Here is a 19,983-nt window from a genome sequence, read left to right on the forward strand (position 1 = left end):
TAATGGTCGGCATGCGTGACGAGGATCTCCAGACCTGCCTGCGCGTGCTGGCCGAGCTGGCCGAGGCGCCGCCGGACGATCCCGGCCTGGCGCGGGTCCGCGACGCCGTCGCCGCGTTCACCAAGAGGCGGCGCGGACACGACCGGTCGGCGGCGCGGCGCCGCCAGGCCGAGGCCGACGCGGCCCTGCTGGCCTCGACCGCGACGGGAGCTCCCACCCGCCGCGAGGGTGCGCCGCTGGGCTCCGCGCTCCCCGTCGCGCACCGCCCGCTGGGCAACCTGCGCAACTGCTACGCCTGCGGCGCGAACTTCCGCGAGGTCGACGCGTTCTACCACCGGCTGTGCCCGCCGTGCGCCGACGAGCACCGGCTGCGCCGCGCGGCACGCACCGACCTGTCGGGACGTCGCGCCCTGGTCACCGGCGGACGGGTCAAGGCGGGGTTCGAGCTGGTGCTGAAGCTGCTGCGCGACGGCGCGGCCGTGACCGCGATGACCCGGTTCCCGCGCGACGCCCGCGCGCGGTTCGCCGCCGTGCCCGACCACCGTGACTGGTGGGACCGCCTCACCGTCACCGGGATCGACCTGCGCGACATCCCCGCGCTGGTGCGGTGGTGCGACGCGCGGGTCGCCTCCGGCGAGCCGCTGGACATCCTGGTGAACCTGGCGGCGCAGACCGTCCGGCGACCGCCCGAGTCCTACGCCGCGCTCGTGGCGGCCGAGGAGGCGCCCGCGCTGGCGGCGGGGCCCGCGTTTCCCGAATCGGAGGCGCTGGACGTGGCGGGCCTACTGCCCGACCCGTCCCCGGTCAACTCGTGGACGAGCCTGGTGCACGAGGTCGATCCGGTCGAGCTGCTGGAGGTGCAGCTGATCAACGTGACCGCGCCGTTCCTGCTGCTGGGACGGTTGCGCACGCTGCTGGAGCGCTCCGCGCACCCGCGCCGGTACGTGGTGAACGTCTCGGCCGTCGAGGGCCAGTTCGGACGCCGGTACAAGGGCGCCGAGCACCCGCACACCAACATGGCCAAGGCCGCGCTGAACATGCTCACGCGGACCGGCGCGGACGAGCTGGCCGCGAGCGGGGTCTTCATGACCAGCGTCGACCCCGGCTGGTTCACCGACCAGCGGCCCGAGCCCGACCGCGAGCGCCGCACCGCCGCCGGGTTCCGGCCGCCGCTGGACGTCGTCGACGCGGCCGCCCGCGTCTACGACCCGATCGTGCGGGGCGAGGCGGGCGAGCCGATGCACGGCTGCTTCCTGAAGGACTACCGCGTCACGTCGTGGTGACGGCACCGGCCGTCATCAGCAGCTCGGGCAGCGTCCCGGCGAAGCCCTCCTCCAGCAGCCGCAGCGCGACCATCCACGCCTCGGGCCGGTCGCCGAGATGCTCGTGCGCGTGCTCGGCCAGCCGCCGCAGCACGCGCGGGTCGGGCATGACGCCGTCCGGGGCGAGGACCTCGTCCGGCTGGACGAGCGCGAGCACCGCGTCGGCCGAGAGCTCGCCGTCACGCTTGAGGCGCTGCGCGACCGCCTGCCCGTAGACGGCGGCCGGGTCCCAGTGCGACCGGCGGGACGGGTCGCGCAGCCGCCGCCGCGCGCCGTGGCCGGTCTCGTCCACGAAGAACGGGCGCAGCGGCACGTCGCCCGCCCGTCCGAGCCGGTGCCGCAGCGCGGCCGCGGAGCGCAGGCCGGGCAGCCACAGCGACTCCGCGACCGGGCCGAGCAGATCGCCCGGCAGGTCGTCCAGGCTCAGCGTTCCCGCGACCAGGCCGTTGCCGGCGACCTTCACCAGCACCGACGCCCCCGCCCGCCCTTCGGACAGCTCGGCCAGCACCCGGGGCGTGGGCTCGGGAAGGAGCGCGGCGAGGTCGGGGTGGTCGGCGACCGTCCGCAGGACCAGCTCTTCGGGGGCGTCCGAGCGGTGCGCGATCAGGCGGGCCGCGCGGTACGGGATCGGATGCGAGGCGGCGTCGCCGAGCACGGCGTCCCAGTCGACCCTGGGGACGACCGGGTCGCGGCGGTGCACGACCGTCCGGACGACCGGCGTCTGGCGCCAGGGCTCGGCGGCCATGGCGTCGGCGAGCTCGCCGACCGTCCGCAGCATCTCCGGTCGCCGGACCCGCCCGGCCAGGGCGCGCAGCGCCCGCAGGCCGTCCGCGCCGCGCAGCGCGGCCAGGCCGTAGGCGTGAACGCTCGGCTCGCGCTGGCCGGGGCCCCAATAGGAGCTGGGGAGCAGCTCGTCCTTCACCAGGGCCTCGACGTCGGCCAGCCGCCCGGCGTCGGCCAGCGTGCGGCAGGCCCACAGAGCCCCGTGCGGGTCGGCGCCGCGTCCGAGCAGCCGCAGCGAGTGCAGGGCCTGGTCGGGGTCGGCCGCGTAGAGCAGGGCGTGGTCGAGCGCGTCCTTGGCCCGGGCCTCGCGGACCCGGGACAGGAACTCCTCCGGCAGCGGGACCGGCGTGACGCCGTCGCGCCGGGAGGTCTGGGCGGCCAGCTGGCGGCGCAGGTTGCGCGGCAGCGCGCACAGCCCGTACTCGGCGCCCAGCAGTTCCGCGTTCACGGCGGGGTCGTCGAGATCGAGCAGGCGCCCCAGCAGGTCGTGGTCGGGGGCGAGCAGCGCATGCCGCACCAGCCGGTCCCGGTGACCGCCGAGGCGGAACAGGGCGGCGGCCACCTGCCGGTTCGGCAGCCGGTAGCTGGTCAGCGCGCCCTCGACGCGCTCGACCGGCAGGACGCCCACCAGATCGTCCAGCTCTCGTGGCCCGGCGAAGCGCAGCAGACCCGCCGCGCACCGCGCGGGATTCCTGGCCCTGATCATGAAGCGACACCGTAGCCGATCCGGTGGCAGGCCATGGTGCGGTCGGGCCAGTCGTCACCGCCGGGGGTGATCAGCCAGATCCAGCGGTCGGGCTCGGCCGGGACGATCGGCGGCGCGTGCCCGTCGGTGACCATGACGATGGCGTCCGGGTGCTCGTCGAACAGCTTCCCGTCGACCGTGCCGCGTCCCTCGACATAGTCGCGGACGGCGCCGAAGTCGGTCCCGCCCCCGCCGCGCACGTGCTCCCCCGGCCGGAACGGCATCACGTCGCCGTCGAAGCTCAGCCAGTGCGCCTCGACCCCGTCGATGGTCCCGACCAGCTCGGTCAGCCACGTGACCACCGGCTCGGACATGGAGCCCGAGGTGTCGATCGCGATGACCAGCGTCTTCACCCGCCGGGGCCCGCGCCGCGACAGCATCGGCTCGTGCCCGAGCGCCGCCAGCAGCGCGCCGCGCTTCTTGGGGTACACCAGGCGCTCGCCCTCGGCGAGCTTGGAGCCGAGCACGTCGACCAGCCACCGCTGCCACCACTCCACCCGCCGCGTGGCCACGGTCGTCCCGCGCAGGACGTGCGCGCCGAGGTCGCCCCATCGGGTGCTCTCCGGCGTCCGGCCCATGAGGTCGACCAGCTCGCCCCGGGCCGCCGCGTTCCCGCGCCGGGCGGCGATCAGCACGCTGCGCAGCACGTCCGAGGCGATCCGGTCGACGGTCTCCTGGTCGAACTCGCCCTCCAGCACCGAATGGACGCAGACCGCCCCGGCACCCGGGGGCTCCCGCATCCGCCGCAGCTCCCGGTAGACGGTCAGGTCGGTCTCGATCCACGTCGCGTAGGGAACCGGTTCGAGCCCCTGCCCCCGGAGGTCGGCCGCGTAATCCCGGTAGACCTTCGCCGGGTCGATGCCGACGGCCTCCCCCTCGATCTCCGGCAGCCCCTGCTTCAGCCGCAGCAGCGCCACATGGTTGATCGTCACCTCGCAGGCGACGGTGAAGACGGGGTCGTCGCGCAGCTCCGGGTCGGCGAACAGGTGGCGCTGCACCAGGTGCCGCGCCTCGTGGAACAGCACGAACCGCACCCCGTCGAGCCCGATGTCCACGAAGAACCCGGGGTTGTAGAGCAGCAGGCACACGCCGTCGCCCGAGGCCAGCACGGCGGCCGTCCCGACGGCCGTGGTGGGGATCTGGTGGTGGCACTTGCTGTAGATCCACGAGGCCACGGCGCTGCTGCTCATCCCGAGGTCGAGCAGGGCCCGCTCCTTGAGCCGCCGCGCCCGCGCCACGATCTCGCCGTCGGCGGGCCGCCACTCCTCCAGCGCCCGCCGATCGGTCAGCCCCACCACCGGCAGCCGCGGCCTGACCCGCTCCCCGAACCCCATCGCCCTACCTTCCCGCCCCCTCACCGATCCCCCAACCCGTTTTCCCCGCGAACACGGTGCCCACAGGGCGCGACGCCCCCCGCCCAGGGACATCGAGACAGCGCGGGACGTGACGCTCGACGGCCCGCCCGATATGGCGCGCTGGCCGGCCACCGCGTCCACGTCGAGATGCGCCGCCCGCCCTAGGGGGCCTTGTCGTAGACGGTGACGGGGATGCCGTCGAGGTGGCGGAGCAGCAGCGGCTCGACGCGCTCCCAGCGTCCTCCGGCCAGGCCGCAGCCGATGCGGGGCAGGTGGACGCTGGCGTCCAGCTCGCGGGCCTTCTCGGCGAGCGCCGTCAGGCACGTGTCGAGCGCGTCATAGCGGATCGGCGGGCCCTTGCTGCCGGGACGGATGCCGCGCTGGGCGACCATGTTCGCCACCCAGATGTGGGGATCGGCCTGGACGAACTGGACGGCGCCCAGCCCGAAGTCGTTGCTCGCCCTCGCCCGGTGCCAGGCCCGGTACGCCTCTTCGGGGGCCGTCCAGCGCCGGGAGATCGCCAGCACGAAGCCCTTGCCCCAGCCGCCGAGGTCGTTGCAGACGTGGGCGATCACCTTGACGCCCTTGGCCTGCGGGGACGTCGCGTCGCCCCGGATGTAGCGGATCGCGCTCATGGCCAGGAACGTAGCGGGTGCCTGTGACGTCCTACGCGCATGGAACAGGTGGACGCGCAGGCGGCCTGGCGGGAGCGGCGGGCACCCGACGGCGAGATGATCATGTTCGGCGACGGGACGCTGGTGCTGATGGAGACCTGGCACCCGGTGGGGTCGTCCGAGTGGGACTGGCGGGAGATCGTCCGGGCGCGCCAGTGGGTGTCCTCGCGATGGATGGACGTCGACGGCGCCGCCACGGCCGTGTTCGACGGCTACACGGCGCTGGGCGGCGAGGGGTCGTGGGGCGGGATCGGATGGGCGGCGCTGACCGCGCCCGGCGACCAGCTGGAGTGGGTGGCCGTCTCGACGTACTCCAACCCCTTCTCGTCCGTGGCCCTCGACGCGACGACGCTGACCGCGACCAGCACGGCCGGGTTCACGTGGCGGTTCCCGAGGGACGCGCCGCAGGATGTGCGGATCGTCCCGACTTGATCGGGTCGTGCTTTAGGTTAGGCTTCCCTTAGTTTCAGTCGAGGCGGAGGGGCCGTGCAGACGACTCACCCAGTGGTGATCAACGACGGGGCCGCCGCCGAGGCGGCGCTCGCACCGCTCATCGACCACCTGCGCGGCGCCGCCGCGAGCGGGCTCGACCTGGCCGTGGCACCCGGCCTGCTGGCCGAGGGCACGCCGGTCGCCGAGCTCGTGGCCGCGCCCTACACGCGGCTCGCCGCGATGGTCGAGGAGTCCGCCCGCCTCTGGAGCGCGCCCTCCCACGTGGCCGCCGCGCTGTGGTGGAAGCGGTTCTCCTACTGGACGACGCTGCCCGTCACGATCGGCTGGGCCGTCGACCGGACCGTCCCCCTGATGACCGCCGAGAACACGGTGTACCGGCGCAACGCCGAGGAGCCGCTGCTGGTCGTCGGGGTGAACGCGCTCAGGTCGGCGTCCGGCGCCGTCGGGCCCGTCATCCGCGAGACGCTGCTCGAAGGGCTGTTCGCCCCGGTGATCGAGGCGCTGCACGACCTGACCCGGGCCGGACGCCGCGGCCTGTGGGGATCGGTGGCCGAATCGCTGACCCATCCCCTGGACATGGTCGTCTCCGACCCGGCCGCCGCAGCGGAGGAACTGCTCCGCGCGGTCGGGGGGCCGGTCGAGGATCTGATGGAGCTGCCCTCGCTGAAGCGCCGCACCTGCTGCCTCTGGGTGACGCTGCCCGAGGCCGACCCGTGCCCGACCTGCTGCGTGCTGCGATGAGCGGGGTCCTCGCGTCCGCCATCACGGGGCAGAAGAAGTACCTCGCGGGCGGCGCCGTGCTGGCGGCCTCCCACCAGGCGGGCGAGGTGCTGGTGCCCGTCATCATCGGCGTGGTGATCGACCAGGCCGTCACCGAGCGCGACTCGGGCGCGCTGGTCCGCTGGATCGCCGTCCTGGCCGTGGTGTTCGCGGTGCTGTCGTTCAGCTACCGCCTCAGCGCCCGCTTCGCCACCCGCGCGGCGGAGCTGGCGGCGCACGACCTGCGGCTCCGCCTGACCGAGCGGACGCTGCATCCCCGGGGAGGCGCCGAGACCGGACGCCTGCCGGGCGAGCTGGTCACGATCGCGACGGGCGACGCCAAGCGCGTCGGCGGCGTCCACATCGCGCTGGCGGCGTCCATCTCCGCGCTGACCGGGCTGGTCGGCGGCGGCATCGCGCTGCTGAGCGTCTCGGTGCCGCTCGGGCTGGTCGTCCTGCTGGGCATCCCCCCGCTGCTGCTGGCCGGGCACTTCCTCGGCAAGCCGCTGGAGCGGCGCAGCGGCGCCGAGCAGGAGCGCGCCGCCCACGCTTCGGGCGTGGCCGCCGACCTGATCGCCGGGCTGCGCGTGCTGAAGGGCATCGGCGCCGAGCGGACGGCCGTCGAGCGCTACCGCCGCACCAGCCGCGACTCGCTGGCCGCCACGCTGCGGGCCGCGACCGCCCAGGCCTGGCACGACGGCGCCATGATCATCCTCACCGGGGCGTTCATCGCCCTGGTCGCGCTGGTGGGCGGGCGCCTGGCCGCCGCGGGCGACATCTCGATCGGCCAGCTGGTCGCCGCCGTCGGCCTCGCCCAGCTGCTGCTCACCCCGCTGTCGATCCTCGCCTGGGCCAACGGCGAGCTGGCCCAGGGACGCGCGTCGGCCGTGCGGATCGCCGAGGTCCTGGCCTCGCCGCACGCGGTGACCGGGGGCCGGGACGCGCCGTCCGAGCCCGTCCGGGGGCACGTCCGCCTGCGCGACGTCTCGCACGGAGCGCTGGACGGCCTGACGCTCGACATCGCCCCCGGCGAGACGCTGGGCGTCGTCACCGCCGACCCCGCCACCGCGACCACCCTGCTCCAGCTGCTGGGACGGGCCTGCGACCCCGAATCCGGCGTCATCGAACTGGACGGCGTCCCGCTGCCCTCGCTCGACCCCGGCGCCGTCCGCCGCGCCGTGGTCGTCGCCGAGCACGACGCCGACCTGTTCGAGGGGACGCTGCTGGACAACGTCACCGCGGCGGCGCCCGGCCCGCCCGAACCGGCGATGGACGCCGCGGCCGCCGACGAGGTCGCGGCCAACCTCCCCGAAGGGGCCGCGACCGTCCTCACCGAGCGGGGCCGCTCGCTGTCGGGAGGCCAGCGCCAGCGCGTCGCGCTGGCCCGCGCCCTGGCGACCGACGCCCCCGTCCTGGTCCTGCACGACCCGACGACCGCGGTGGACGCGGTCACCGAGGCCAGGATCGCCACCGGGCTCCAGAAGAGCCGGGCCGGACGCACCACGATCGTGGTCGCCACCAGCCCCGCGCTGCTCGCGGCCGCCGACCGGGTCGCGTTCGTCCAGGACGGGACGGTGACCGCCGAGGGCACCCACGCCGCCCTCGTCCACGACCACGAGACCTACCGCGCGACGGTCCTTTCATGACGGAGACGACCATGACCGAGGGCCGCGAGCTCCTGCCCACCGCGTCCGCCGCGCGCACCCGGGCGGCCGTCGCCGAGCTGGCGCGGCCGCACCGCGCGACCGCGATCGGGGGGCTTGCCGTCCTGGTCGGCGCGACGTCCGTCGGCCTGCTCACCGCCCCGGTGCTGGGCCACATCGTCGACCTGGTCGCCGACCGCCGCCCGGCGGACGCGATCACCGCGCCGGTGGTGGCGCTGGTGGTCATCGCGGCCGTCCAGGGCGTGGCGACCGCGCTCGGCGTCACGCTCGTCGCCCGGCTCGGCGAGGGCATGCTGGCCACGCTGCGCGAGCGCTTCGTCGAGCGGGCGCTCCAGCTTCCGCTCGAACGGGTGGAACGGGCGGGCTCGGGCGACCTGACCTCCCGCGTCACCAACGACGTCACCGTGATCACCACGGTGTTGCGCGACGCGCTGCCCGCGCTGGCCCGCTCGGTGCTGAGCATCGGCCTCACCCTGGTCGCCCTGGCCATCCTCGACTGGCGGTTCCTCCTGGTCGCCCTGGTCGCCGTGCCCGTCCAGGCGCACACGCTGCGCTGGTACGTGCGGCGGGCCGTCCCCCTCTACGCCGCGCAACGGGTCGCGGTGGGCTCCCAGCAGCAGCAACTCCTGGGCACCGTCGGCGGCGCCTCGACCGTCCGGTCGTTCAGCCTGTCCGACGACCACGTGGGGCGCGTCGCGTCCACCTCCAACGCGGCGATCGACCTGGCCGTGCGCGGCATCCGGCTGGTGACCCGCTTCTACTCCCGCCTGAACCTGGCCGAGTTCCTCGGGCTCTCGGCGGTCCTGATCACCGGTTTCCTCCTCGTGCGCAACGGGAGCGTCAGCATCGGGACGGCCAGCGCGGCGGCGCTCTACTTCCACAACCTGTTCACCCCGATCAACATCGCGCTGGGCCTGGCCGACGACGCCCAGGCCGCCACCGCCGGGCTGGCGCGCCTGGTCGGCGTCGCCGACACCGCCGTCGAGCCGCCCTCCGACGTGGAACCGCCGAACGCGTCCCTGCGGATCTCCGACGTCACCTACGCCTACCGTCCGGGCCACCCCGTCCTCAGTGACATCGACCTGACGATCGCGCCCCGCGAGCACGTCGCGCTCGTCGGCGCGAGCGGCGCGGGCAAGACGACCCTGGCCAAGCTCATCGCCGGCATCCACCAGCCGGACCGCGGCTCGATCGACATGGGCGGCGCCCCCCTCAGCGGACGCACGGTCACCCTCGTCACCCAGGAGGTCCACGTCTTCACCGGCACCCTCGCCGACGACCTGCGCCTGGCCCGCCCGGACGCCGCCGACGACGACCTGGAGACCGCGCTGGACAAGGTCGGCGCCCTCGCCTGGGCCAGGGCACTGCCGGACGGCCTGCGAACCGTGGTCGGAGAGGGCGGGCACCGCCTGAACGCGGCCCAGGCCCAGCAGCTGGCACTGGCGCGGCTCGTGCTGTCGGACCCGACCGTCGTCGTGCTGGACGAGGCCACCGCCGAGGCGGGAAGCGCCGGGGCCCGGACGCTGGAGGCCGCCGCCCTCGCCGCCATCGAGGGCCGCACCGCCCTGGTCGTGGCCCACCGCCTCACCCAGGCCGCGGCGGCCGACCGCGTCGTGGTGCTGGACGGCGGCCAGGTCGTGGAAAGCGGCGCCCACCACGACCTGATCAATGCGAACGGCCCCTACGCCACCCTCTGGAAAGCCTGGTCCGACGGTCGCACATGATCCTGGCCACCCGTGGTCAAATCACCTGTAAGCCCTTGATTCCGCAGGCCAGCATCCCCATTGATCCACATTAAAAGAATGCCCGATTGACCGACGACATTACAGTTTCTACGCTGAGAAACCATGACGTCGGTGAGTGAACGCGAAATCGAGGACATCACCTACGAAAAGGCGCTCGCCCGCTTGTCGAAGGCTTCGGTCAACAAGCATTGGGAGCCCTACAAGGACATTCCCTGGGACGACCCCGAGTACGCCGTCGATCCGGAGGACCCGCGCTGGATCCTCCCGGCGCACGACCCGCTGAGCCGCGACCCCTGGTACCTGGCGCAGACCCCGCGAGTCCAAGCCCGCATCGGGCTGTATCGCCAGGCCAACGTCGCCAAGGTCGGGATGCAGTTCGAGAACCTGCTCAACCGGGGCCTGCTGGCCTTCGCACTCCGTCTCCCCAACGGCTCCCCCGAATTCCGGTACGTCTACCACGAGATGATCGAAGAGGGTCATCACGGCCTGATGTTCCAGGAGTTCGTGAACCGCAGCGGCACCGAGGTCGAGGGGATGCCGCGCCCCCTGCGCTGGTTCGGGGAGGCCGTCCAGGCGCTCAGCATTCTCACCCCGACCCTCTACTTCTTCGGCGTCCTGGCCGGAGAGGAGCCGATCGACTACATGCAGCGCCGCATCCTCCGCGACGCCTCGTCCGGCCATCCCCTGCTCAACAAGATCATGGCCATCCATGTCGCCGAGGAGGCCCGGCACATCTCCTTCGGCCGCGAGTACATCCGCCACCACGTCCCCCGTATGCCCGCCCCAACCCGCTTCGCCCTGAGCCTGGCCGTCCCCCCGACCGCCAAGGTCATGGCCATCGTCATCCTCACTCCCCCCTCATCCATGGCCAGGGCCTTCGACATCCCGAAGGACGTCGTCAAGAACGCCTACTGGGGCTCGGACGAGTCCAAGGACGCCATCAAGGAAGCCGTGAGCGGCCTCCGCGACCTCTGCGCCGACGTGGGCCTGATGAACCCGATAAGCCGCCCCGTCTGGAAACTCCTCGGCCTCTGGAAGGACTGACCGGCACCCCCGGGAACCCGCTAGAACGGGTCCTCCCGAGAGCGCCGCCAGCCATTCGTCGCGCGTGGTTAGGCCCACTCGAACTCGGTCGAGCGGTCGTTCATCGCGTCCCCGATATAGCTCTGGGTGGTCTGGTGCCCGGTGCGGACACCGCCCCAGTTGGGGTGCTCGTAATGGTTCACCTCGCAGTCGGCGTAGGTCTTGAACGACGAGATCTGGTTGTCCCATTGCGGGTGCTTCTCGGCGATGTTCGGGTGCCAGAAGTCGTTGTCCGGCTCCCTGTCGCAGGCCCAGTCGTTCCACCACGTGAAGGTGGATCCCCCGTGGTTGTGGTGCACGTACTCGATCGAATGGATGATCTGCGCGGCCGCCCCGGCGGACCCCGCGCGCTTCTTCGCGGCGGCGAGGCCGTTGACCCGAGCGGTGAACTTCGCGTCCGTCGCGGCGGCCTTGGCGCTCTCGGGCGCGTCGGCGATCAGACCACCCGAGGCCGCGTGGATCGCCTTGCGGAAGCTGTCATAGCAGGTCACCCGGGTGTTGTCGGCCCGCTTGCCGACCTCGGCCGAGCGGCCGACGCAGTGACGGTCGGGCCCCGCTTGGGGGGCGGCCGACGGGCCCGGTCCCGCCAGCGCGCTCGTCGGCACCAGCAGGGTGGAGGCGGCGGCGAACGCGACGGCCAGGCTTCGGCGTCTGGTTCTCATGCTGAATCCCCGTTCCGATTGGCTTTCTGTCGCCACGAAACTAAGCCGCGCTCGAATTCGAGCGGTATCCCGGAACTTGGGGGGTTGATTCGGCGCTAGCATTCTGATTCATGGGGGACGCGGCGTTTTATGAACCGCTGAGCGAGGGGCGTCATGCCGCCTCGGCGGCGACGGCGGGGCCGTGGTCACCGGACTTCCAGCACGCGGGGCCCGTCACGGGACTGCTGGGAACGGCTTTCACGTCGCCCAGGACGGGCGCCAGACCGTCCCGGACAGCCTCGGCAGGCTTTCGAGGTGGGTGATGATCCCCCGGAGCCCCGGATGCGGATTGGTCTTGGGGAGGATGAGGGAGAGCGGGTAGGCCAGGACCGGGTCCGCGATGGGGATGCGGCGCAGGTCGTGGTTGGTCGGCCAGATGTAGCGGTCGCGCGCGCCGACGAGGGTGGCCACGTCGGCGGAGTCCGCGAGGGCGTCCAGCAGCACCTCGTCTCCGAAGTGCGGGCCCGCCGCGTCGACGCGCAGGTCGAAGGCGGTGGTGAGCTGGTCGTAGAAGTCCGCCCATTCGCTTCGGGGCGCGATTCCCGGCACCCAGATCCGGTGCCCGCGCAGCCGTGAGGGCGTGAGCGTCCGCGCGGAGGCGAGCGGATATCTCGGCCCGACGAGCAGTTCCGCCGGTGAGTCGAAAGCGTGGATCATCCGCAGGTCGGGCGGGAGCGCGGCCGGGTCGGTGACGCTGCGGAACGAGGCGTCGACGTCGCCCGACGCGACGGCGGCGACCGCCACCCGCGGGTCGCTGACCTTGAGGGTCACCACGTCGAGGTCGGTTCCGGGATGCGCGCGCCAGTACTCGTGCAGGACGACGGCCTGCGCGCTGCGCAGGCCGAGCACGTCGATCCGGAGCGCCCGGGAGCCCGGCCTGACCGCGGTGACGGCGCGCTCGACGCCCGCGACGATGCCGCGCGCGTGCGGAAGGAACGCCTGGCCGTCGAGGGTCAGCTCGACTCCTCGGGCGGTGCGGGTGAACAGGCGGACCTCCAGCTCGCGCTCCAGGGCGGCGATCCGCTTGGAGACCGCCTGCTGCGTCACGCCCAGCTCGCCGGCCGCGTGTTGCAGCTGCCCGAGCTCGGCCGCCCGGACGAACGATCGCAGTGCCTCGGTGTCCATCGGCGCATCCTAGGCGTGCACAACCGGTCGTTGTGGCTCGCCGGGAGGCGGTTGTTTGATCGCCTTTCACGCGGGCTGGTGTGATGCGGGCTCCCAACCATCGGTTGTCGCGAGGAGCCAGGTGCGTGTGAGATTGGGGCCCGCCTTCGGGTGGCTGTGGACGGCCCACGCCCTCAGCACCTACGGCACCTGGATCGCCTTCGGGGCGTTCCCGTTCCTGGCGATCCGGGAGCTGCACGCGTCGGCGTTCGCCGTCTCGCTCCTGGAGGCGGCGGGCCTCGCGGTCGCCGCGTTCGCCGCGGTGCCGCTCGGGCCGTGGGTCGAGCGCCGGGCCAAGCGTCCCGTGATGGTCGCGATGGACCTGGTCCGCTTCGTCGCCATGGCGAGCGTTCCGGCCGCGTACGCGCTCGGCCTGCTGTCCTTCGGCCAGTTGCTGGTCGTGTCGGTCGTTTCCGGGACGGCGGGCATCGCCTTCGCCGCGGCGTCCGGCGCGTACCTGAAGTACCTCGTCGACGCCGACCGCCTCCTGGTCGCCAACGGGAGGTTCGAGGGGACGAACTGGCTGGCGACGGCGGCCGGTCCGCCGCTCGGCGGCGCGCTCGTCGGCCTGGTCGGCCCGGTCGTCACGGTCGCGGCCAACGCCGTCGGCTACCTGCTCTCGGCTCTGGCGGTCCTGCGCGTCGGCGGCGGTGACACGGCGACGCCGCGCCCGCGCTCGACCGACCTGCTGAGCGGCTGGCGGCACATCCTGCACGACCGCGTCCTGCGGCGCCTGTTCCTGAACGCGATGGCGGTCAACGGCCTGATCATGGCCACCGGTCCGCTCCTGGCCGTCCTTCTGCTGGGACGGTACGAGCTCCCGGCCTGGCAGTACGGGCTGGCCTTCGGCGTCCCGGCGCTCGGCGGCTTCGCCGGGGCCCGGTTGTCGGCGCGCCTGGTCGCCCGCCACGGACGGCCCCGGGTCCTGACGGCCTCCGGCTGGTTGCGCTCGATCTTCCCGCTCGGGCTCGCGCTCACCGGCCCGGGCATCCCCGGGCTGCTCGTGGTGATCGTCGTCGAGACCCTGGTGATCGCCAGCATGGGCGTCTTCAACCCCGTCGGCGCGACGGAGCGCCTGCTGCGCACTCCGGCCGATCGCGCCGCGCAGGTCATCAGCGCGTGGAGCATCAGCAGCAGGCTCGCCCAGGCCGCCTTCATGGTGGTCTGGGGCGTGCTCGCGACGTTCACGGGCCCGCGCGCCGCGATCGCCGTCTCCGGCGTCCTGCTGCTGGCCACCCCTCTCCTGCTGCCGAAGCGGGCCCACCTGCCGGCACCCGCGCCCCCGGGCTAGTCGCGCCGGACGCGATAGTCGAGCAGGACGAGACGCTCGTCGATCACGCGCGTGCCCGCGAGGTCCAGGTCGACGGCGGGCAGCTCGGCGAAGAGGGGCCGCTCGCCCTCCGCCCCGTGGATCATCGGGAAGACCATGACCCGGACGCGGTCGACCAGCCCGAGCCGGAAGAGCGAGCGGACCAGGGACGGGCTGCCGACGGTGCGCATCGGCGGCCCGTCCCCGGCCTTGAGCGCGGGCACCGCCGTCTCGGCCGGCTCGGCGACGACGGTGGTGTTCGCCCAGCTCAGCGGCGGTTCGAGCGTCTTGGAGAACACGAGCTTGGGAAGCTCGGCCATCCGGGGGAACGTCGGGTCGTCGTCGCCGGCGACGATCTCCGCCATCTGCCGGTAGGAGTTCGCGCCCATGACCATGACGTGGTCCTCGGCGAGCTGCGCGTGCATCCAATCGAACAGGCCCGGGCCGCCATAGCCCCAATACGGGGCCGATCTCGGCCCGCCGCCCCCGTAGGCGTCGACGGTGCCGAACATGTCCACCATCAGCTCACGCATCCGGCCTCCTTCGCTTCGTCTGGAAGTACCGACTCGCGAGGACGCGGAAACTCACCGGCCTACTTCTTGATCAGCGGCACCGCCTGCTCGATGGCGTAGGGGATGCTCAGCACCGTGTAGAACGACAGCGCGGCGCCGATCGGCGGGTTCTCGTAGGTGAAGAAGTGGTCGCGGCCCTCCTTGTGGACCTTGAGCTGCTGGTAGACCTTGTCGTTCTTGATCCGCTGTTGCGGCTCCTTGCCCATGGTCAGCCAGACCAGCCGGTCGACGTCCAGGACGTCCAGCCCCTCGGAGCCGAACTCGGAGACGTTCAGCTTGCCCGCGTCCTTGTTGATCTTCTCGGGGACCGTGAACCCCAGCTGGGTCAGGAACGCCGACTTCGGGTCGGACTTCTGGAACGCCGAGTAGGCGCCCGGCTTGAAGGTGTCGGCGGCGACGGCGGTCTTGCCCTGCCACTGCGGGTTGTCCTGGCGGACCTTGGCGAACTTGGCGTCGATGCCCTTGATGAGCTCGGCGGCCTTGGCGTCCTGGCCCAGGGCGCGCCCGGCGAGCTTGGTGTACTCCTGCCACGGCGCGGCATACGGGTCGAAGCCCTTGGGCATCGCGACGACGGGCGCGACCTTGGAGAGCTTGGCGTAGTTCTCCTTGGTGATGCCCGCGTACATGGCGAAGATCAGGTCGGGCTTGAGCGAGAGCAGCTTCTCGAACTTCAGGCCCTCCTCGCGTTCGCCGAGGACGACCGGCTCGGTGCCGCCCCAGGCGGCCTTGACCCAGGGCCAGTCGGTGAACGGCTTGCGCGTGAACCAGTCGATGACGCCCACGGGCTTGTGGCCGAGCGCGAGGACGGGCTCGTGGTCGCTGAGCCCGATGGTGACGATCCGCTCCGGCTTCTTCTTGACGGTGGTGCTGCCGAAGGTGTGCTCGACGGTCACCGGGAAGGCCGCGCCCGCCGTCCCGGATCCGGCGCCGGGCGAGGTCGTGGACGCGGAGTCGTCCGAGCCACAACCGGCCAGGACGGCCGCGCCGAACGTCAGGGCCGCGATCGCGGTGAGCGCTTTGCGGGCACCCGAGGTGGACGTGAAGGGACGAAACATGGACTTCCTCTGAAGCTCGGGAGAAAAGAGACACAAACGGCCTCGTGATACTAAGGTAAGCCTTACCTATCTTCAACGCCGCCCCGGAGTTGCACGGCCTTTCGGGGTGAGGTATGCCTTGCCTAACCGCAGCCAGATCGGAAATCCGTGACACGTCAGACCGCAGCGCCCGTCCGGGGCGCACCCAAGCCCGCGGCACGTCCCGCGCCGCGCGGGTCGAGGCGCCCGCTGTTCCTCGTGGCCACGGCCGTGATCCTGCTGTTCCTGTGCCTGCTCTCGCTGGCCGTCGGCTCGCGGGCCATCCCCCTGGACGTCGTCGTCCGCGCCCTGATCGACCCGGGTCATCACAGCGTCGACGCCGAGGCCGAGGCGATCGTCACCGGCACCCGGACGTTCCGCACCATCATGGCCGTGCTGGCCGGGGCGGCGCTCGGCCTGGCGGGCGCGGTCATGCAGGGCGTGACGCGCAACCCGCTCGCCGACCCCGGGCTGCTGGGCGTCAGCGCGGGCGCGGCCTTCGGCACCGTCACCGCCGCCGGGCTGCTCGGCCTGTCCGGGCTGCTCAGCTCGATCTGGTTCGCCTTCGCCGGGGCGCTGGCCGCAGCCGTGGTGGTCTTCGTGCTCGGCAGCCGGGGCCGGGGCGGCGCCTCGCCGGTCAAGCTCGCGCTGGCCGGGGTCGCGGTCACCTACCTGCTCGACTCGCTGACCAGCGGCATCGCGCTGACCGACCCGCAGGCGCTGGACCGCTACCGCTACTGGTCGTCGGGCTCGCTCACCGGGCACGACGCCACGACCATCGTCCAGGTGCTGCCCTTCCTGGTCGCGGGCGCCGTGCTCGCGCTCAGCACCGCGACCTCGCTCAACAGCCTGGCGCTCGGCGACGACGTGGCCGCCGGGCTCGGCCGGCGCGTGGGACGGGTCAGGATGCGCGCCGCGCTGGCCATCACCCTGCTCACCGGCGCCACCGTCGCCGTCACCGGCCCGCTGCTGTTCGTCGGGCTGGTCGTTCCCCATCTGGTCCGGATGATCACCGGCCCCGACCACCGCTGGCTGCTGCCCGGCTCGATGCTGCTCGCGCCCAGCGTGCTGCTGGCCGCCGACATTCTCGGCCGCGTCGTCGCGCGTCCCCAGGAGATCGACGTGTCGCTGATCGCGGCGTTCCTCGGAGCGCCCTTCTTCATCGCCCTGGTCCGCCGCCGCAAGCTCGCGGAGCTCTAGGCGATGCCCGCCGCTCACATCGCGCGCGCCCCGGGACGCGCCTCGTTCCGGCTCGGCGCCGTCTCGGGCGTCGTCCGCCCCCGGCTGATCCTGGTCTGGCTCGTCCTCGCCCTGATCACCTTCCTGGTCTTCTGCCTGACCGTGGCGTTGGGGAGCGGCGACCTGGCGATCCCCGTGTCGGACGTCGTCCCGGCCCTGTGGGGCAGCGGCGACACCGTCACGCTCTTCGCCGTGCGCGAGCTGCGCCTGCCCCGCGCGATGGTCGCGCTGCTCACGGGGGCCGCGTTCGGCGCGTCCGGAGCCGTCTTCCAGGGCGTGACGCGCAACCCCCTGGCGAGCCCCGACATGCTGGGCATCACCCAGGGCGCGGGCGCGGCCGTCGCCGCGGGCGTCACGGTCGGCGCGCTCGGCGGCCTGAGCTCGCAGACGCTCGGCCTGGTCGGAGCCCTGGGGGCCGGGCTGGCGGTCTACCTGCTCGCCTGGAACCGCGGCACCACCGGCTACCGCATCGTGCTCGTGGGCATCGGCGTCAACTGGATGTGCGTCAGCGTCATCTACTACCTGCTCAGCAGGTCCAAGATGATGGAGGCGCAGAAGATCCTGGGCTGGCTGGTCGGCAACCTCAACGACCGGGGCTGGAACCAGGCGCGGCCGCTCGCGATCGCCCTGCTGGTGCTGCTGCCGCTGCTCGTCCTGCTGGGACGTCTCCAGCGCACCATGCAGCTCGGCGACGAGGTGGCGGCGGGCCTCGGCACGCCCGTGCAGCGCGTCCGGCTGGTGCTGCTGCTGGCGGGCTCGGCGCTGGCCGCGTTCGCCACCTCGGCCGCGGGCCCGATCCTGTTCGTGGCGCTGGCCGCCCCGCAGATCGCCCAGCGGCTGGCCCGCACGCCCGCGCCGCCGGTCACCGCCGCCGCCCTCACCGGCGCCACGATCGTCCTGATCAGCGATCTGCTCAGCCAGCGGCTGATGGACGACATGATCCTTCCCGTCGGCGTCGTGACCGGAGTGCTCGGCGCGCCCTTCCTGCTGTGGCAGCTAGCCCGGGCCAACCAGGCCGGTACTGGAGGATGAGAACCGTGACGACCAAGTCGCTGTCCGGCCCGTCGGCCACCGAGGCGCCACCCGCCCCCGAGCTGAGGGCCGAGGGGCTGCGCCTGGCCTACGACGACCGCGTCGTCGTCGACGGGCTCGACCTCGCCGTCCCGCCCGGGAAGATCAGCGTCATCATCGGCGCGAACGCCTGCGGCAAGTCGACGCTGCTGCGCGCGCTCGCCCGGCTGCTGGCGCCGCGCGGCGGCACCGTCCATCTGGACGGCCGCTCGATCCACTCCATGCCGACCCGGCAGGTCGCGCAGCACCTGGGCATCCTGCCGCAGTCGCCGGTGGCGCCCGAGGGCCTGACCGTGCACGACCTGGTCGGCCAGGGACGCGCCCCGCACCAGACGTGGTGGCGCCAGTGGTCCTCGTCCGACGAGGAGGCGGTGACCGAGGCGCTCCGCGCCACCGCGATGCTGGAGCACGCCGACCGTCCGCTGGACGAGCTGTCGGGCGGCCAGCGGCAGCGCGCGTGGATCGCGATGGCCGTCGCCCAGGGCACCCCGATCCTGCTGCTGGACGAGCCCACGACGTTCCTCGACCTGGCGCACCAGATCGACGTCCTGGACCTGGTGGTCGACCTCAACCGCGACGAGGGCCGCACGGTCGTCATGGTGCTGCACGACCTCAACCAGGCGTGCCGCTACGCCGACCACGTCGTGGTGATGAAGGAGGGACGGATCGCCGCCGAGGGGCATCCGTCCGAGGTCATCGACGCCGACCTGGTCGACGACGTGTTCGGGATGCGCTGCCAGGTCACCTCCGACCCGGTCAGCGGCACCCCCCTGATCATCCCGATCGGCCGCCACCACTGAGAGGGCGGCGGCCGATCGGCCCGTCAGCGGGACAGCGCGTAGGAGGTGCGCCCGGCGCGCAGGCGGGCGGCGATCGACTCGACGATCTCCCCGGCGCGGACGGCGGTGTTGGACAGCAGGGTCGAGGTGATGCCGTGCGAGTGCTCGGTGGCGCCCTGCACGTAGATGCCGCAGCGCACCTCGTCGGTGGTGGCGACCCGGTAGTCGCGCTCGATGCGCAGCCCGCCGCCGGGCAGCCGGTGGCAGTGCTCGCCCGCCTCGCCCAGCAGCGTCAGCGGGTCGCCGGGACGGTAGCCGGTCGCGTAGACGATGACGTCGGTCTCCAGCACGGTGCGCTCGCCCGTCGGGAGGAACTCCACGGTGGCGCGCACGCGGTCGTCGCCGTGGGCCACCTCGGCAAGCCGCGAGGCGTTCATGATGCGCAGCCGCTCAACGCCGCGCACCTTCTCCTGGTAGTGGCGCCGGTAGAGCTCGTCGATCAGGTCCAGGTCGACGACGGAGTAGTTCGTCGAGGCGTGGTAGTCCTTCAGCATCCCCTTCACGTTGTCGGGGGAGGTGTAGAAGTGCTCGACCGCCTCGGGGTCGAAGATGCGGTTGGCGAAGGAGCTGTCGTCGGCCGGGGTGTAGCCGTACTTGGTGAAGACGGCGCAGACCTCGGTGGCCGGGAACGTCGTGTGCAGATGGTCGGTGACCTCGGCGGCGCTCTGCCCGGCGCCGACCACGACCACGCGGCGCGGCTCGGCCTTCAGCTCCGAGAGCCGGTCGAGGTACTCCTCGCTGTGCCAGACGCGCTCGCCGCTCATCACGCCCTTGGGAAGCACCGGCTCAAGCCCGACGGCGACGACCAGGTTGCGGGCGCGCCGCGTGACCAGCTCGTCCGAGCAGCCGCCCTGCCGGACGACGACGTCGAAGTACTCGACCGCGCCGTCCACCGTCACCGGCGTGACCGCGACGACCTCCGAGCCGTACTCGACCTCGTCGGTGAAGGAGGCCGCCGCCCATTCGAGGTAGTCGTGGAATTCCATCCGCGAGGGGAACATGGTTTTGTGGTTGATGAAGTCGACCAGCCGTCCCCGTTCGCGCAGATAGCTGAGGAAGCCGAACTCGCTGGCCGGGTTCCGCATGGTGACCAGGTCTTTCAGGAAGGAGACCTGCATGGTCGTGCCCTCCAGCAGCATCCCCCGGTGCCATCCGAAGGCCGGCTGCTTTTCGAAGAAGATCGCGTCGATCGGCTCGCCGTGCTCGCGCAGCGCGATCGCCAGGGCGAGGTTCGAGGGTCCGAAGCCGATGCCGACGAGGTCGTGGACATGCTTCTCCGAGGGGGACATCGGGGGCCTTTCCAGGAGGCGGACTCTTCGTGCGTGGAGGCGGCGCGGCGGGGTCCGCAGCCTCCCATGATCTCACGTTACGATTAGGTTAGGCTCACCTAATGAAGGTGAGCCTAACCTTTCCCGTTCCCCCCGACAAGGAG

At 72.6% G+C, this 19,983-nt stretch carries 18 protein-coding genes; 10 read left to right on the top strand and 8 right to left on the bottom strand.

The features are described 5' to 3' along the window. Positions 1–11: 11 nt before the first annotated feature. Complete coding sequence (locus tag ACQPY4_RS28470; RefSeq protein ID WP_433325912.1) at positions 12–1,283, top strand: hypothetical protein; 1,272 nt, start codon at positions 12–14, stop codon at positions 1,281–1,283. Here the strand turns inward: ACQPY4_RS28470 and ACQPY4_RS28475 are convergent. The 3 genes from ACQPY4_RS28475 to ACQPY4_RS28485 all read right to left on the bottom strand — a co-directional run bounded on the left by ACQPY4_RS28475 (position 1,270) and on the right by ACQPY4_RS28485 (position 4,840). Next, a complete protein-coding gene (locus tag ACQPY4_RS28475; RefSeq protein ID WP_433325914.1) occupies positions 1,270–2,811 on the bottom strand; it encodes a hypothetical protein in 1,542 nt (513 codons plus the stop codon). The two genes, ACQPY4_RS28470 and ACQPY4_RS28475, sit on opposite strands and share 14 nt — an antisense overlap. Continuing rightward, entirely contained in the window at positions 2,808–4,184 is a 1,377-nt protein-coding gene (locus ACQPY4_RS28480) for a vWA domain-containing protein (RefSeq protein WP_433325916.1), read from the bottom strand. The genes ACQPY4_RS28475 and ACQPY4_RS28480 overlap by 4 nt, the downstream gene beginning before the upstream one ends. A gap of 182 nt (positions 4,185–4,366) precedes the next feature. After that, the gene (locus tag ACQPY4_RS28485; RefSeq protein ID WP_433325918.1) at positions 4,367–4,840 is read right to left on the bottom strand and encodes a macro domain-containing protein; all 474 of its coding nucleotides are present in this window, start codon (positions 4,838–4,840) and stop codon (positions 4,367–4,369) included. A gap of 39 nt (positions 4,841–4,879) precedes the next feature. Between ACQPY4_RS28485 and ACQPY4_RS28490 the strand changes: the two genes are divergently transcribed. From ACQPY4_RS28490 to ACQPY4_RS28510, 5 genes are all read left to right on the top strand, one after another. Next, the gene (locus ACQPY4_RS28490; RefSeq protein WP_433325920.1) at positions 4,880–5,311 is read left to right on the top strand and encodes a hypothetical protein; all 432 of its coding nucleotides are present in this window, start codon (positions 4,880–4,882) and stop codon (positions 5,309–5,311) included. Positions 5,312–5,365: 54 nt separating this feature from the next. Next, positions 5,366–6,073, top strand: coding sequence for a hypothetical protein (locus ACQPY4_RS28495; protein ID WP_433325922.1), 708 nt, complete (start codon positions 5,366–5,368; stop codon positions 6,071–6,073). After that, a complete protein-coding gene (locus ACQPY4_RS28500; protein ID WP_433325924.1) occupies positions 6,070–7,737 on the top strand; it encodes an ABC transporter ATP-binding protein in 1,668 nt (555 codons plus the stop codon). The genes ACQPY4_RS28495 and ACQPY4_RS28500 overlap by 4 nt, the downstream gene beginning before the upstream one ends. Continuing rightward, positions 7,734–9,479, top strand: coding sequence for an ABC transporter ATP-binding protein (locus ACQPY4_RS28505; RefSeq protein ID WP_433325926.1), 1,746 nt, complete (start codon positions 7,734–7,736; stop codon positions 9,477–9,479). The genes ACQPY4_RS28500 and ACQPY4_RS28505 overlap by 4 nt, the downstream gene beginning before the upstream one ends. A gap of 123 nt (positions 9,480–9,602) precedes the next feature. Further along, entirely contained in the window at positions 9,603–10,544 is a 942-nt protein-coding gene (locus ACQPY4_RS28510; protein ID WP_433325928.1) for an AurF N-oxygenase family protein, read from the top strand. 68 nt (positions 10,545–10,612) lie between these two features. Here ACQPY4_RS28510 and ACQPY4_RS28515 read toward each other — a convergent pair whose 3' ends face one another. Then, complete coding sequence (locus tag ACQPY4_RS28515) at positions 10,613–11,245, bottom strand: hypothetical protein (protein ID WP_433325930.1); 633 nt, start codon at positions 11,243–11,245, stop codon at positions 10,613–10,615. Between the two features lie 237 nt (positions 11,246–11,482). Next, positions 11,483–12,409 carry a LysR family transcriptional regulator gene (locus tag ACQPY4_RS28520; protein ID WP_433325932.1) on the bottom strand — a complete coding sequence of 309 codons (927 nt, stop codon included), beginning with the start codon at positions 12,407–12,409 and terminating at the stop codon, positions 11,483–11,485. Positions 12,410–12,530: 121 nt separating this feature from the next. Between ACQPY4_RS28520 and ACQPY4_RS28525 the strand changes: the two genes are divergently transcribed. Continuing rightward, positions 12,531–13,739, top strand: a complete 1,209-nt coding sequence (locus ACQPY4_RS28525; protein WP_433325934.1) for an MFS transporter — start codon at positions 12,531–12,533, stop codon at positions 13,737–13,739. On the opposite strand, the gene ACQPY4_RS28530 is transcribed toward ACQPY4_RS28525, so the two are convergent. After that, entirely contained in the window at positions 13,736–14,290 is a 555-nt protein-coding gene (locus tag ACQPY4_RS28530; RefSeq protein ID WP_433325936.1) for a dihydrofolate reductase family protein, read from the bottom strand. The genes ACQPY4_RS28525 and ACQPY4_RS28530 overlap by 4 nt on opposite strands. A 59-nt stretch (positions 14,291–14,349) precedes the next feature. Continuing rightward, complete coding sequence (locus ACQPY4_RS28535; protein ID WP_433325938.1) at positions 14,350–15,384, bottom strand: iron-siderophore ABC transporter substrate-binding protein; 1,035 nt, start codon at positions 15,382–15,384, stop codon at positions 14,350–14,352. Positions 15,385–15,531: 147 nt separating this feature from the next. On the opposite strand from ACQPY4_RS28535, the gene ACQPY4_RS28540 reads away from it, so the two are divergent. From ACQPY4_RS28540 to ACQPY4_RS28550, 3 genes are read left to right on the top strand one after another with little or no spacing between them, the layout of a single operon-like run. Continuing rightward, positions 15,532–16,602, top strand: coding sequence for a FecCD family ABC transporter permease (locus tag ACQPY4_RS28540; RefSeq protein WP_433325940.1), 1,071 nt, complete (start codon positions 15,532–15,534; stop codon positions 16,600–16,602). 3 nt (positions 16,603–16,605) lie between these two features. Then, entirely contained in the window at positions 16,606–17,673 is a 1,068-nt protein-coding gene (locus ACQPY4_RS28545) for a FecCD family ABC transporter permease (protein ID WP_433325943.1), read from the top strand. After that, positions 17,670–18,512 carry an ABC transporter ATP-binding protein gene (locus ACQPY4_RS28550; protein ID WP_433325944.1) on the top strand — a complete coding sequence of 281 codons (843 nt, stop codon included), beginning with the start codon at positions 17,670–17,672 and terminating at the stop codon, positions 18,510–18,512. The genes ACQPY4_RS28545 and ACQPY4_RS28550 overlap by 4 nt, the downstream gene beginning before the upstream one ends. A gap of 23 nt (positions 18,513–18,535) precedes the next feature. On the opposite strand, the gene ACQPY4_RS28555 is transcribed toward ACQPY4_RS28550, so the two are convergent. Then, complete coding sequence (locus ACQPY4_RS28555; protein ID WP_433325945.1) at positions 18,536–19,840, bottom strand: lysine N(6)-hydroxylase/L-ornithine N(5)-oxygenase family protein; 1,305 nt, start codon at positions 19,838–19,840, stop codon at positions 18,536–18,538. Positions 19,841–19,983: the final 143 nt, after the last annotated feature.

It is taken from the genome of Spirillospora sp. CA-294931 (assembly GCF_050946795.1).
In the GTDB taxonomy this organism is placed as follows: Bacteria; Actinomycetota; Actinomycetes; order Streptosporangiales; family Streptosporangiaceae; genus Spirillospora.